This is a genomic window from Candidatus Thiodiazotropha endoloripes (assembly GCF_001708965.1).
GTDB lineage: Bacteria > Pseudomonadota > Gammaproteobacteria > Chromatiales > Chromatiaceae > Thiodiazotropha > Thiodiazotropha endoloripes.
In genome coordinates, this window is the sequence record NZ_LVJW01000003.1 from 583,767 (window position 1) to 597,336 (window position 13,570).

Annotated in this window: 12 protein-coding genes; 9 read left to right on the forward strand and 3 right to left on the reverse strand. The window is 54.3% G+C overall.

Annotated features, from left to right (window positions below; all coding sequences use genetic code 11):
- Positions 1–158: 158 nt before the first annotated feature.
- From A3193_RS02690 to A3193_RS02705, 4 genes are read left to right on the forward strand one after another with little or no spacing between them, the layout of a single operon-like run.
- Positions 159–1,544, forward strand: a complete 1,386-nt coding sequence (locus tag A3193_RS02690) for an ABC transporter permease (protein ID WP_069013997.1) — start codon at positions 159–161, stop codon at positions 1,542–1,544.
- Complete coding sequence (locus A3193_RS02695) at positions 1,537–2,709, forward strand: ABC transporter permease (protein ID WP_069004636.1); 1,173 nt, start codon at positions 1,537–1,539, stop codon at positions 2,707–2,709. Before A3193_RS02690 ends, A3193_RS02695 begins: the two co-directional genes overlap by 8 nt.
- On the forward strand, positions 2,709–4,337 hold the full coding sequence (locus tag A3193_RS02700; protein ID WP_069014000.1) for an ABC transporter ATP-binding protein: 1,629 nt from the start codon (positions 2,709–2,711) through the stop codon (positions 4,335–4,337). The genes A3193_RS02695 and A3193_RS02700 overlap by 1 nt, the downstream gene beginning before the upstream one ends.
- 33 nt (positions 4,338–4,370) lie before the next feature.
- Positions 4,371–5,786, forward strand: coding sequence for a sensor domain-containing diguanylate cyclase (locus A3193_RS02705; protein WP_069014003.1), 1,416 nt, complete (start codon positions 4,371–4,373; stop codon positions 5,784–5,786).
- A 38-nt stretch (positions 5,787–5,824) separates the two neighbouring features.
- On the opposite strand, the gene A3193_RS02710 is transcribed toward A3193_RS02705, so the two are convergent.
- Complete coding sequence (locus A3193_RS02710; RefSeq protein WP_069004639.1) at positions 5,825–6,067, reverse strand: hypothetical protein; 243 nt, start codon at positions 6,065–6,067, stop codon at positions 5,825–5,827.
- Positions 6,068–6,276: 209 nt separating this feature from the next.
- Here A3193_RS02710 and A3193_RS02715 point away from each other — a divergent pair, with 209 nt between their 5' ends.
- Positions 6,277–7,059 (forward strand): ATP-binding protein, encoded by a 783-nt coding sequence (locus A3193_RS02715; RefSeq protein ID WP_069004640.1) that lies wholly within the window; start codon positions 6,277–6,279, stop codon positions 7,057–7,059.
- Between the two features lie 8 nt (positions 7,060–7,067).
- Here the strand turns inward: A3193_RS02715 and dsbB are convergent, their stop codons facing one another.
- Entirely contained in the window at positions 7,068–7,574 is a 507-nt protein-coding gene (dsbB, locus tag A3193_RS02720; protein WP_069004641.1) for a disulfide bond formation protein DsbB, read from the reverse strand.
- A 313-nt stretch (positions 7,575–7,887) separates the two neighbouring features.
- Here dsbB and A3193_RS02725 point away from each other — a divergent pair, with 313 nt between their 5' ends.
- Positions 7,888–8,676, forward strand: coding sequence for a TIGR00266 family protein (locus tag A3193_RS02725; RefSeq protein WP_068988058.1), 789 nt, complete (start codon positions 7,888–7,890; stop codon positions 8,674–8,676).
- Between the two features lie 244 nt (positions 8,677–8,920).
- Here A3193_RS02725 and cobO read toward each other — a convergent pair whose 3' ends face one another.
- Positions 8,921–9,457, reverse strand: coding sequence for a cob(I)yrinic acid a,c-diamide adenosyltransferase (cobO, locus tag A3193_RS02730; protein WP_069004642.1), 537 nt, complete (start codon positions 9,455–9,457; stop codon positions 8,921–8,923).
- A gap of 139 nt (positions 9,458–9,596) precedes the next feature.
- Between cobO and A3193_RS02735 the strand changes: the two genes are divergently transcribed.
- From A3193_RS02735 to A3193_RS02745, 3 genes are all read left to right on the forward strand, one after another.
- The gene (locus A3193_RS02735; protein ID WP_235614958.1) at positions 9,597–10,613 is read left to right on the forward strand and encodes a Fe(3+) ABC transporter substrate-binding protein; all 1,017 of its coding nucleotides are present in this window, start codon (positions 9,597–9,599) and stop codon (positions 10,611–10,613) included.
- Between the two features lie 138 nt (positions 10,614–10,751).
- Complete coding sequence (locus A3193_RS02740) at positions 10,752–12,428, forward strand: ABC transporter permease (RefSeq protein ID WP_069004643.1); 1,677 nt, start codon at positions 10,752–10,754, stop codon at positions 12,426–12,428.
- Complete coding sequence (locus A3193_RS02745; RefSeq protein ID WP_069004644.1) at positions 12,412–13,464, forward strand: ABC transporter ATP-binding protein; 1,053 nt, start codon at positions 12,412–12,414, stop codon at positions 13,462–13,464. Before A3193_RS02740 ends, A3193_RS02745 begins: the two co-directional genes overlap by 17 nt.
- Positions 13,465–13,570: the final 106 nt, after the last annotated feature.

Below are 13,570 nucleotides of genomic sequence, written 5' to 3' on the forward strand. Positions count from 1 at the left end.
GTTTAAACCGCTTAGCTTGCCCTGCGGAAAGCCACTCAAGCCACGATTGCGGCGTTGCACACCTTGGAAAGGGAACAGCCATTCCCTGCGGGCTGCGCCTTGCACTCGTGGCTTGAGTGGCTTTCTAAATGCACGCTTTATATAGGACACTAGACTAGATGCTCACCTATCTGATCCGAAGAGTGCTGCTGATGGTTCCCACCCTGCTGGGGATCACGCTGGTGGTGTTCGTGGTGATGGCCTCATCACCTGGCGGGATCAGTGCCCAGAGCCTGGTGGAGGGGCAGAACCTGGATCCGGAGGCGAAGCAGGAGATCGAGGCCTACTACAATCGGCTGTATGGTCTGGATGATCCCCCCTATCTGCAATATCTGCGCTGGCTGAATAATGTCTCCCCGATCGGTTTTGTGTTCGATGAAGAGAATAAGATGAGCGGATTCTCCTTCAGCAAGGGGGCCGACTTCGGTCGCAGTTTCCGTTATGGTCGCCCGGTAACCGATCTGTTGGCGGAACGGGTGCCGATCACTGTTTTACTGAATGTGCTGAGCATTCCGTTGGTCTATATGTTTGCGCTGCTGGTGGGTGTGCGAGCGGCGGTGGAGCGGGGGCGCTCCTTCGATGTCAGCAGCGGTATCGTGATGCTTGCCCTCTGGTCGGTGCCGACCATGCTGGCCGGTGTGATGCTGATCGGCTTCTTCGCCAATCAGCAGTATTGGCACTGGTTTCCCACCGCCGGTCTGAGCGACCGCCTGGTGCTGGACCAGGTGTTCCTGCCCCACTGGTCGAGTCTCTGGGATGTGGGGCTGCTGTTTATCTGCCTGGTGCTCTCGGTGGCCCTGTTCATGAGTATTGCACGCAGTGGCTACAAGCCCCTGCGCATTGTTTTTCTTGCACTCTGTTGGACTGTGTTGGGCTATATGATGGTCGAAGCCCTGCCACAGACCCAGCAATCACTCACCCTGTTTGTCCTGATGCCGATATTGTTTGCCCTGTTGGCCGGCTGGTTGGCCAGCACCGACTATCTGCTGATGCGTCAATTGGGCTTTCTCAGCAGTGCCCTGTTGGTCGGACTGCTGCTGGCGGTGTATGGCATGCAGGGGAGTTGGCTGAGGGGGTTTCTGTTCGATCGGTTATGGCATCTGGCTCTCCCGGTATTGTGTCTCTCTTACGGCGGATTTGCCGGTCTGGCGAAGCTGACCCGTACCTCAGTATTGGAAAATCTGCTTTCCGACTATGCCCGAACAGCCAGGGCCAAAGGCCTGGCGGAGTCTGTGGTGCTTTGGCGACATGTGTTTCGCAACAGCCTGTTGCCACTGATCACGGTGGCCGCCAGTCTGCTGCCCAGCCTGCTGGCCGGTTCGATCATCGTGGAGAGTATCTTCAGTATCGAGGGGATGGGTAAACTGGCCGTCGAGGCGGTGCAGACCAGGGACAGGGAGCTGGTACTGTCGATTACTTTGATCGGCGGCATGCTGACCCTGCTGGGTTATCTGCTTGCCGATCTGCTCTATGCACTGGCCGACCCGAGGGTGAGCTATGACTGATCACTCATCCCATCGTCAAACCTACTGGCGCCGGATTCTCGGTCAGACCTTCGTCCGCTGGGGAGCCAGATTAGGCCTGGGCTGGGTCGCCCTGCTGGCGATGATCGGTATCTTTGCGCCGTTTCTGGCCAGCAGCTTTCCCTTGCTGCTCAGCCAGAACGGCGTCTGGAGCAGTCCGGTGCTGACCTACCTGCAGGCCGAGGATGTGCTGTTTTTGATCGCCTTCTTCAGCCTGCTGCTGGTGCTTCCCTGGCGAATCAGCGGAGCCCGTAAACTGGGCCTGTTTGTGCTGATGGTGAGCATCGGCGGTGGTTTGGCTTACAGCTATGTCGATCCTCCCAAGCTGGTGATCTACGAGCAGTATCGGGTCGCCGAACGTGAGGGTGTCTATGACTGGGTGATCTTTGCTCCGGTTCCCTATTCACCTAAGGATTATCAACGGGATCTGGGGGATACCGGACTTGAGGCACCCCTGTCTCAAGCTGAACGCCCACATTTTTTCGGCACCGAACAGAACGGCGCGGATGTGCTCAGCCGGATGATCCATGCCTCCAGGATCGCCCTCGGTATCGGTTTTGTCGCCACCGGTATCGCCATGGTGATCGGTGTGATCATCGGCGGATTGATGGGCTATTTCTCCGGCATTGTGGATATTCTGGGGATGCGTCTGGTGGAGATCTTCGAAGCGGTGCCCACTCTGTTTCTGCTGCTCACTTTTGTCGCTTTTTTCGGTCGCAGTCTCTACATCATGATGGTGATCATCGGTATCACCAGCTGGCCCGGTTTTGCACGCTATGTGCGAGCCGAGTTTCTGCGCCTGCGTAAACAGGATTTCGTACAGGCGGCCGAGGCAGCGGGTCTGCCGTTGCCCTCCATACTGTTCAGGCATATGCTGCCCAATGGTATGGGGCCCGTGCTGGTGGCGGCAAGTTTCGGCGTCGCTTCGGCGATTCTGGCGGAAGCGACCCTGAGTTTTCTCGGACTGGGCCTGGTGGATGATCCCTCCTGGGGTGAGATGCTCAACCAGGCGGTACAGTCCTCCCGTTTCAACTGGTGGATGGCGGCCTTTCCCGGCGGTGCGATCTTCTTCACGGTGTTTGCCTATAACCTGATCGGTGAATCCTTGAGAGATGCCATCGATCCCTACCTGAGCAAGTCGAACTGATGCTGTTGTCTGTCAAAGCCCTGCATACTTGGTTTAAACACCAACCGGAACCGATCAAGGCGGTGGACGGTATCGACTTCGAGATCGAGCGGGGGGAGACCTTCTGTCTGGTCGGCGAGTCGGGCAGCGGAAAATCGATCACCGCACTCTCCATCATGCGTTTGCTGCCTCAATCCGGTCTGCAGAAACAGAACGGTCAGGTGCTGTTCAAGAGCGGGGAGGGGGTTGCGGTTGATCTGACGACACTGAAAGAGTCGAAGATGCGTGAAATCCGGGGTGGTCGGATTGCAATGATCTTTCAGGAGCCGATGAGCTCACTGAATCCGGTATTCACCATCGGTGAGCAGATCCTGGAGGCAGTCAAACTCCACTTTCCACAACTCTCAGCCAGCGAGGCCTGGGAGAGAGTGATGATGGCGCTGAAGGATGTGCAGCTGCCCGATCCCGAAACCCGGGTCAGCAGCTATCCCCATCAGCTCTCCGGTGGTCAGCGTCAACGGGTGATGATTGCCATGGCCATGGCCTGCGAACCGGACTTGTTGATTGCGGATGAACCGACAACCGCTCTGGATGTGACGGTACAGCGTGAAATCCTGCGTCTGATGAAGGCACTGCAGCAGCGTACCGGGATGGCGATCCTGTTCATCACTCACGACTTCGGGGTGGTTTCGGAGATCGCAGACCGGGTCGGGGTAATGCAGCAGGGCAAGCTGGTGGAGACCGGCACCACCGATCAGATCATCCACAAACCTGAACATGTCTATACCCAGTCACTGATTGCAGCGCTACCGGAAAACCTGGCGCGCCATGAGACCCATCAGGCCGTTCAGGATCAGCCGCCACTGATCCGACTCAATAATCTGGCGATCCACTTTCCGGTGCGAAAGGGCCTGCTGCGTCGCGTGGTCGATCAGGTACGGGCGGTGGATGGTGTCGATCTGGAGATCCCTCGGGGGCAGATTCTTGCCCTGGTGGGTGAGTCTGGCAGCGGTAAGACAACCCTGGGGCGAGGTATTCTCAGGTTGACTGAGCCGACGGCTGGCCAGATCACCTTTGACAACACCGATATCACCGGGATGAAACCGGCCCAGCTGCGGCAGTTCCGGCGCAATATGCAGATCATCTTTCAGGATCCGATCTCCTCATTGAATCCGCGTTTGAGTATTGCCGCAATCCTGACCGAACCGATGAAGGTACATGGCATCGGTGAGAACCGGGAGGAGCGAATCGAGCTCTCCAGGGATCTACTGCAGCAGGTACAGATGGAGGAGGATGCCCTTTGGCGTTATCCCCATGAGTTTTCAGGCGGCCAGCGTCAGCGTATCGGTATCGCCCGGGCGTTATCCCTCGAGCCCTCATTCATTGTGTGTGACGAGATCACCAGTGCACTGGATGTTTCTGTGCAGGCTGAGATCCTGAAAATGTTGTTGGAACTTCGCAGGCAACACAACCTTACTCTGTTGTTCATCACGCATAATATCGGTGTTGTTGAATATGTCAGTGATCGTACTGCCGTGATGTATCAGGGACAGATTGTTGAACAGGGAAGAACCGAGGATATCGTCAATAATCCTCAAAACGACTATACCCAGCAACTGATTGCAGCAGTTCCTAGAGTACCACTCTAGTGTAATGTCAGAAGATAGATAGAATACTTTCCTATGAGATTTACCATCCAGACCAAGCTGTTTTTAAGTCACTTTGCTGCCATTATTCTGGTTTCCGGAAGTGTCGGCAGCTACTTCTACCATAGCGCCATCGAAAACCTGATGCATGCTCTGCAGTCGCGGTTGATGAATAGTGCTTCCCTGATCAGCAGCAGTCTACAGGATGCACAGTTGGATCAGATCAGGGAAGAGAAGGATATGACATCACCCAACTATCAGCACTACGTCAATCAACTCCGCAGTTATGTGAAAACAAATCCCGATATCGCCTTTATCTATGTGATGAGAAAGGTGGATGACAAGGCTGCCTTTGTACTGGATTCGGACATGCAGGAACCGGCCTTCCCGGGTGAAATCTATGAGCCTGATATCGCTACCCTGATGGAAGGATTTCTTCGTCCCTCTGTCGACAAGGAGCTGGCAGAAGATCGTTGGGGGGTGTTTCTATCTGGATACTCTCCGGTACAGGCGGGTAATGATGACTATCTGGTCGGTATCGATATGCGAGCCGATGAGGTGAAGAAGAAGTTCGAACAGATTCGACTCGCCGGCTTTTTGTCACTGGCTCTGTCTGTGATCCTGGCGATGATATTCAGCCGGCTTTTATCGCAAAATCTGACACGCCGGATCACCGATCTGACCACCCGTTTCGCCAGGATAGCCCCCGATGAGCAGTCAAATGGTAATCAGGCCAATGGTGATGAAATCAATCAGCTGGCGCGTGCTTTTGATTTGATGTCGCAAAGACTGGAGGTCAAACAGCAACTGATCGAGACCAACCAGATGGCACTTCGCAACGCTCACGATGACCTGGAGGAGCGGGTCGAGAGCCGTACCATGGAACTGGTGCAAACCAATGAAAAGCTGTTGAGGGAGATTGCAGAAAGAAAGCATGTTGAACAGATGCTTGAAGAGACTTCACGCATCGATTATCTGACCAACTCTCTGAACCGCCGCGCCATGACCCGGCGTCTGGATCAGGTGGTATCACAGACCGAACGGGGTTCAGAGAGCTTCTGCATCATCCTGCTGGATGTGGATCACTTCAAGCAGATCAATGACAGCTACGGTCATGATATCGGCGATCAGGTATTGAAATATATCGTCAAACAACTCAAAAGCCGGATTCGTGAGGCGGATGAACTGGGTCGCTGGGGTGGTGAAGAGTTTATGATTCTCTGCCCGGAAACCCAACTGGCGGAAGCCAGACTGTTGGCTCAACGTCTGTGTGATGATCTGTCCGGCAACCCTATGACACTGATTGATAAACAGCTGGCGGTAACCGCCAGTTTCGGTGTCTCCCTGTACCAGCCCGGTGAGGTTTTGAGCAACTGTCTGAAACGTACTGACTACGCACTCTATGAGGCCAAGGCGAAAGGGCGAAACTGCGTTGTGGTAGCAGATCAGTAAGAGTTGATCTGTTTATTCTTCAGAAGTCCGCTTAAGCGTCATCCGGACTGATCGTCATCCAGGTGTTTGGCAATGCGCGCCTCATGCTCCTTGATACGTTTCCGCATGGCTGGAAATCGTCTCAGCATGTGCATGATCCAGCGCCTGCCGGTCGGGGAGTGGCGCATGATGATCGGTGTGCCGACCAATAGCAGTGGTACCCCGATGGGCACCGGCAGCAGGAAGGTGATCAGACCACTCACGATGGATAGTGAACCGATGGATAAGTAGAGCCATTTCATAATCATTCAATCGGGGTGGTGAAGTCTCTCTACCGGTCACAAATCTTCGGCTAGAGTTGAATTCTAACCTGTGGAATGTGAAGCTTTGATGAAGGCTCCGCTCAAAGGTCTGTGTCGCGGATTACCGGAGATCGTGTAACGGGTATCAGCGTTGGTTTGATAAAAGGATCGGTTGAAACAACCCTTCCACAACATAAGGTGACTGAATCATGTCGATTGACTGGCAGAAGATCAATGCCGCTGTCTGGCGACCGCGCAAAGCCTACCTGCGAGGGATCGAGCGCATCGATCCGATCATGCTCTCCCAGTTGGTTGGTATCGATGAGCAGAAACGCCAGTTGATTGATAATACAAAACGGTTTCTTAACGGTGAAGGAGCCAACAACGCTCTGCTCTGGGGCTCTCGTGGTACCGGTAAATCCTCTTTGATCAAAGCTCTGCTGAACAACTATTGGCGCCAGGGTTTGCGATTGATTCAAGTGGACCGAAACGATTTGGTGGAACTGCCGGAGATCGTCGATGAGATCAGGGATCTGCCGCAAAAGTTCATTGTGTTTTGTGACGATATGACATTTGAACAGGGTGAAGCCTCCTACCGGGCGTTGAAGAGCGTGCTGGATGGATCAATTGAAGCACCACCGGCTAACGTGCTGATCTATGCGACCTCGAATCGACGTCATCTGCTGCCTGAGTCGATGCAGGATAACCAGGATGCGGTGCTGGTAGGGCGGGATCTTCACCTGGGTGATACCGTTGAGGAGAAACTGGCACTCTCTGATCGGTTCGGTCTATGGCTCTCTTTCTATCCGATCAATTGGCAGGGTTACCTGGCCATCGTCGATCACTATTTCAAGGATTTTCGCGGTGATCGAGAGCGGCTACACGAAGCCGCCAAACATTTTGCCATGGCGAGAGGAGGCTCAAAGAGCGGTCGGGCCGCGCTGCAGTTTTACAAAGCCTACATCGGCAGTGAGCAGCTGAAAGATAGCTGAATGCTCAGCTAGGGCCTGTTAATCTTGGCCCGAATGTCCAAAAAGATGAACAGTGAGAGTAACAGCAGATAGCCTGCCATGATAACGATCATCCACTGCGCCATACTGAGGCCGACGAATTGCCACTGGATATCATCGCAGAAACCGGAAGGCTGAAAGATGGCGGGAAACCATTCGTCGAGTTTCAGCCAGTCCGGGAACTTGGCGTTCACATCACAGCTCATGGATGGTGGAATGATACCCAGCTGAAGACCCGACTGCTTAAGTGCCAGATAGAGCCCCCAGAGCGCACCGGCAGACCAGATGAGATAGCTGAGCCAGCGTACGATTGAAAGATGGGGGGCGAAGGCTCCGAACAGAAAAGCGACAAAGAGTATACCGACAGCGACACGCTGATAGATGCACAAGACACAGGGTTCCAGTGACATGACATGCTGAAAATAGAGTGCTGCGAGTTCCAGCGTCAGCGTGGTTGCTGCGAGGAATAACCAGCTAAGTGTGCGATGGTGTGTCATGACAGCTTCTGATTTATGCAGGGTTTCAGTGGTTGAGTATTCTCTATGTGGCGAATCTGATCTGTTAATTTTTGTCATTAGTTACAGCAGTTGGTTTGGACCTGCTCACCCGGCCATGATGGCAATGGCAACTTTTTAAAGGCTTCGTTGTCATTTGTCACACATTACTCACCATTGTTCCATAGCAATGTTTTATAGAGTGTGGCTTCGGGTTTACATGCCGACAAAGTCACTGACTATGATATAGGGATGCTTTGGTTGATTCACCAAAGGTAATTGAGTTTGCTTGCAGATAATAACAGGAGCTTTGCCAATGCGCTGTCATGAAGTTGACTATGAGATTCTGGGTTCGGAGATGCAACTGGTCGAGGTGGAGCTCGATCCGGGAGAGACGGTGATTGCCGAAGCGGGTGCGATGACCTATCTGGAGGAGGGTGTCGATTTCGAAACCAAAATGGGGGATGGCTCCAATCCGGATGAGGGGTTTATGGGTAAGCTGTTTTCTGCCGGCAAGCGGGTGTTTACCGGTGAATCCATATTCACTACCCACTTTACAAACCGTGGATCAGGCAAGCAGCGGGTGGCTTTTTCGGCGCCCTATCCAGGCAATATCGTCGCCCTGGATATGGCAAAGCTGGGTGAGAAGGTGACCTGTCAGAAAGATGCTTTTCTCTGCGCCGCTCTCGGCACTAAGGTGGATATCGCTTTCAATCGGCGGATTGGCACCGGTCTGTTTGGTGGTGAGGGTTTTATTCTTCAGTCCCTGGAAGGTGACGGCATGGCGTTTATCCAGGCCGGGGGAACCATCGTGGAAAAACAGCTCAACGGTGAGACCTTGCGTGTGGACACCGGGTGTCTGGTGGGATTTACCGATGGCATCGACTATGACATACAGCGTGCCGGTAATCTGAAGTCGATGGTATTCGGCGGGGAAGGGCTGTTTCTTGCCACCCTCAAGGGGCATGGCAGAGTCTGGTTACAGAGCCTGCCTTTCTCGCGCATGGCGGATCGTATCCTGGCCAACGCGCCTTCTGGCGGAGGTTCAGACAAGGGTGAAGGATCCGTGCTTGGTGGAATCGGCCGGGTTTTTGATGGTGATTGAGTCACCGATTCGGCTCTAAGGTTTGATAATACGGCCGCTTCAATCATAGCTAAGCCTGTGATTTCATGAAGGCTTTTAGCGCAAGCTATTACTTCCCCTGTGGTTCAAATAGGTCCACCTTGCCTGGGTGTGGCTTAGTGTTATTAAAGTTTTAGGTGGGGCATGGCCCCACCGAATGCTCAACCAGCACCACCAGGTCAGAGTTATCAGAGCTCAGAATAGGAACATGCCCCACAAAATGCCGCTAAAACTCGATCCCCTGTTCCGCTTTGATTCCTTGCTCGAAGGCGTGTTTGACCAGCCCCATCTCCGTCACCGTGTCAGCAACCTCAATCACCTCATCCGGTGCTTGCCGTCCGGTCAGTACCAGATGCATCCATTTGGGTTTTGAGTGTTTGATGAAATCGGCAATCTCCTCACCGCTGAGCCAGCCATAGCTGCAGCAGTAGTTGATCTCATCCAGGACCACCAGGTCATATGCTTCCGAGAGGATTTTCTGCTGGCAGAATGACCAGATCTCCCGGCTCGTCTGCCGATCCTGTTGCGGATTGTTGGTATCCCAGGTAAAGCCGTCTCCCAGGGCGTGCCACTCGATATTGTCAAACCGGGAAGCGGCCTGCTGCTCCCCGGTCTTCCACTTGCCTTTGATGAACTGAATCACCAATACCTTCATGCCCCAACCGGCAGCGCGAAACACCATACCGAAGGCACTGGAAGATTTACCTTTTCCGTCCCCGGTATGAACCAGGGTCAGGCCGTTGCGCTTTTCTCGCTGTTTCATGCTTTTCTACCGATCGTCAGCACCGTATCTGCGGTGGTTGCCATATTTGGGCATTAGGAGTGTTGCGAAATCAAATGAAAATCGTTATCATTTGCATATATTATTCAAAACTACTCTCAAAGGAGACATTATCGTGTCAATTTTATCCAAATTCATACTCGCTCCGGTGGTGCTGAGTCTCTTGCTGCCTGTGGTGGCCAGTGGTGATGAGGTTAATCTCTACTCTGCACGTAAAGAGAAACTTATCAAACCACTATTGGACAGGTTTACTCAAGAGACAGGCATCGAGGTCAACCTGGTGACGGGCAAAGCGGATGCCCTGCTTCAGCGACTGCAGAGCGAAGGACGGAATACCCCGGCCGATCTACTGATTACCACCGATGCCGGCCGTTTGCACCGGGCCAAAGCGGCCGGTGTGACCCAAACCGTTGAGTCTGAGCTGCTGAATAAAATCGTACCCGGTAACTATCGGGATCCACAAGGCCACTGGTTCGGTCTCTCCTTGCGCGCAAGGCCGATCCTGTATGTCAAAGGCAAGGTGGATCCGGCCACACTCTCTTCCTATGAGGCGCTGACCGATCCCCAATGGAAGGGGCGGATCTGCATCCGTTCCTCAGGGAATATCTATAACCAATCTCTGGTGGCCTCGATGATCGAAGCGAATGGTCTTGAGGCAACTGAGGCCTGGGCCAAATCGTTCGTCAAACAGTTTGCCCGTCCTCCCAAAGGTGGTGATCGGGATCAGATCAAAGCGGCTGCCGCCGGCCTCTGTGATATTGCGGTGGCCAACACCTACTATCTGGCTGGAATGTTGAAATCAAAGGATCAAGGTCAACGTCAGGCTGCTGAGAAGATGGGTGTGTTCTGGCCCAACCAGGCTGACCGTGGAGCCCATGTGAATATCAGTGGCGCAGCCCTGATCAAAACCGCCAAACACAAACAGGCAGCGATTAAACTGCTCGAGTTTCTGGTTGGTGAATCCGCCCAGGCATGGTATGCGGAGACCAATGGTGAGTATCCGGTTCGCAGTGATGTAGCAGCGGGAGAGACGTTGCAGGCCTGGGGTAAATTCAGCATGGATGGCATCAACCTGAGCCGTCTGGGAGAGCTCAATCCTGAAGCGCTTAAATTGATGGATCGCGCCGGTTGGAAATAACTGGCATGATTAGCCAATCTTTTGCTGGGTTGTTGCGGGGTATGTAGTTGGTCGTTGAGAAGGTCAACAGGGCGTCACCGGTCTGCTTATGTGGCTGCACCGGTTTTCATCCTTGGGTGGTAGTTGAGGCGGATTGTCATGCAGCTGATCACTGACAAGCGGGTCCTGCCACGCCTGCCATTCCATACAAATGGCTGGAGTATGGGAGTTATCAGCATCGCCCTGCTGTTGGCAGTGCCGGTATTGGTCGTGCTCAGCTATCTGTTGGAACCGGCGGGAGAGGTGTGGGAGCATCTGGCTGACACGGTACTTCAGGATTATGTGATCAACTCCCTGCTGTTGATGGTTGGTGTTGCGATCGGTGTGTTGTTGCTGGGCGTCAGTACCGCCTGGCTTACCAGTATGTGCCAGTTTCCCGGCCGCTGGCTGTTTGAGTGGGCACTGCTGCTGCCAATGGCCATACCGGCCTATATCATCGCCTATACCTATACCGGGCTTTTCGATTTTGCCGGCCCGGTACAGACCCTGCTCAGGGAGCTCACCGGTTGGGGCTACGGAGACTACTGGTTTCCGGAGATCCGCTCCATAGAGGGTGCCGCACTGATGCTGGCATTGGTGCTCTACCCCTATGTCTATCTGCTCTCCAGGGCCGCCTTCATGGGGCAGTCGATCTGTGTGCTGGATGTCAGCAGAACCCTTGGTAACGGTCCCTGGCGAACCTTTTTCATGGTCGCTCTGCCACTGGCGAGACCTGCCATTGTGGCGGGCCTCTCCCTGGCGCTGATGGAGACATTGGCCGATTACGGTACGGTGCAGTACTTTGGCGTCTCGACCTTTACCACCGGGATTTTCCGGACCTGGTACGGTTTGAACAATGCCGCGGCGGCAGCCCAGCTCTCTGCCATGTTACTGCTGGTGGTATTCACGTTGATTCTGATCGAGAAGGGTTCCCGCAGGCAGGCCCGCTACCACCACACCACCCAGCGACACCAGTCATTGACACGCTTTCAATTGACTCGTCTGCAATCTTTCATGGCCTTTATGATCTGCTTCGGCGCCCTGTTTTTCGGTTTTTTACTGCCTGCAGGCCAGCTGCTCTGGTGGGCATTGACCACTGCCGAGGAGAGCCTGGATGGCCGCTTTCTGAGTCTGATCAGTCACAGTCTGTTACTGGCCGCATCCGCTTCAGGATTGGCCCTGTTGCTGGCCCTGTTTCTCAGTTATGGCAAGCGCCAATACGGCAGTTGGCCGGTTGTGCTGGCGGTGCGAACCGCCGGTATGGGCTATGCAATACCGGGGACCGTAATAGCCATCGGCGTGATGATCCCCTTCGCCGCCTTCGATAATGCCCTGGATGATTGGATGCGCGCCCAGTTTGGCTGGTCCACGGGCCTGCTGCTCAGCGGCACCCTGGTGGCGCTGATTTTTGCCTATCTGGTGCGCTTTCTCGCTGTCTCGCTGCAGACCGTGGAGGCGGGGCTGGGCAAGATCCGACCGACCATGGATGAAGTTGCCCTCTCCATGGGGGTGGGCTCCAGGGAGATCATTCACCGGGTGCATATGCCGATGTTGAAAGGCAGCTTGATGACCGCCCTGTTATTGGTCTTCGTCGATGTATTGAAAGAGTTGCCGGCTACCCTGATACTAAGGCCCTTCAACTACAATACCCTCGCGGTCAGGGCCTACGAGCTGGCTTCGGATGAACGGCTGGCGGATGCTTCCTACGCCTCTCTGACCATTGTGGCGGTTGGTATACTGCCCGTAATATTGTTAAGCCGATCCATTACCCGGTCCCGTCATGCCGAACCAACTTAACGTCAAACATGCAAGCGTCAAATATGGTCGTCAGACTGTGGTTGATGATGTCAGCTTCGAACTGCAACGCGGGGTTATCGGCTGTCTGCTGGGGCCCAGCGGTTGTGGTAAAACCAGTCTGCTCAGGGCAATCGCAGGTTTTGAGCCGCTGGCCAAGGGAGAGATACTGCTGCATGGCCGATGTGTGTCCCGCCCTGGTGAGACCATGGCACCGGAGAAGCGGCGGGTTGGCATGGTGTTTCAGGATTTCGCACTCTATCCCCACCTGAACATTGAGGACAATATCGCCTTTGGTCTGCGTGGGCAGAGTCAGGCGCAACGAAGAGAGCGGGTCAAATCTCTGTTGGCACTGGTGGGTCTCTCCGGGACGCAGAAGAAGTATCCCCATCAGCTGTCCGGTGGTCAGCAGCAGCGGGTGGCTCTGGTACGGGCGATGGCGCCACAACCCGATATCCTGTTGCTGGACGAACCCTTCTCAGGGCTGGATGTGGAGTTACGGGAACAGCTTGCCCGCGAGGTCCGGGATATTCTGAAGCGAGAGGAGGTCACCGCCATTCTGGTGACGCACGATCAGCTGGAGGCCTTTGCCCTGGCTGATGCCATCGGCGTGCTCGGTGAGGGGCGGTTACGCCAGTGGGATAACGGTTACTCCCTCTACCATCGTCCCAACGACCGGTTTGTTGCGGATTTTATCGGTCAGGGTGCGATGATCCCCGGCAAGGTGACTCAGGATGGTGACATTCAGTCCGCGCTGGGCAAGATCCATGGTGAGTTTGTCAAACAACCCACCGCCGGTGAGCGGGTGGAGTTACTGATTCGCCCCGATGATGTGGTGCATGATGACGAGAGCAATTTCAAGCTGAGAATCGTCGACAAGGTATTCCAGGGGGCCGAATATCTCTACACCCTGGCACTCGAGGATGGTACCGAGTTGCTCTGTCTGGTACAGAGCCATCATGATCACGATGTGGGAGAGATGATCGGAATACGCCTCTATGTGGATCATGTGGTGGCCTTTCCTGCAGTGGCCGATTAGGGGTTGATTTCTGATCCTCTGGTGGCCGCTGATGAACGGTATCAATGCGAATGGAATTGTTTTGATTACTCCTCTCCCGAGGCTGATTCTTAAAAGATCTCTTGTT

Excerpts from the sequence above, each read along its gene's own strand:
- A3193_RS02690 (WP_069013997.1), top strand. The coding sequence starts at position 159 with ATGCTCACCTATCTGATCCGAAGAGTGCTGCTGATGGTTCCCACCCTG.
- A3193_RS02695 (WP_069004636.1), top strand. The coding sequence starts at position 1,537 with ATGACTGATCACTCATCCCATCGTCAAACCTACTGGCGCCGGATTCTC.
- A3193_RS02700 (WP_069014000.1), top strand. The coding sequence starts at position 2,709 with ATGCTGTTGTCTGTCAAAGCCCTGCATACTTGGTTTAAACACCAACCG.
- A3193_RS02705 (WP_069014003.1), top strand. The coding sequence starts at position 4,371 with ATGAGATTTACCATCCAGACCAAGCTGTTTTTAAGTCACTTTGCTGCC.
- A3193_RS02710 (WP_069004639.1), bottom strand. The coding sequence starts at position 6,067 with ATGAAATGGCTCTACTTATCCATCGGTTCACTATCCATCGTGAGTGGT.
- A3193_RS02715 (WP_069004640.1), top strand. The coding sequence starts at position 6,277 with ATGTCGATTGACTGGCAGAAGATCAATGCCGCTGTCTGGCGACCGCGC.
- dsbB (WP_069004641.1), bottom strand. The coding sequence starts at position 7,574 with ATGACACACCATCGCACACTTAGCTGGTTATTCCTCGCAGCAACCACG.
- A3193_RS02725 (WP_068988058.1), top strand. The coding sequence starts at position 7,888 with ATGCGCTGTCATGAAGTTGACTATGAGATTCTGGGTTCGGAGATGCAA.
- cobO (WP_069004642.1), bottom strand. The coding sequence starts at position 9,457 with ATGAAACAGCGAGAAAAGCGCAACGGCCTGACCCTGGTTCATACCGGG.
- A3193_RS02740 (WP_069004643.1), top strand. The coding sequence starts at position 10,752 with ATGCAGCTGATCACTGACAAGCGGGTCCTGCCACGCCTGCCATTCCAT.
- A3193_RS02745 (WP_069004644.1), top strand. The coding sequence starts at position 12,412 with ATGCCGAACCAACTTAACGTCAAACATGCAAGCGTCAAATATGGTCGT.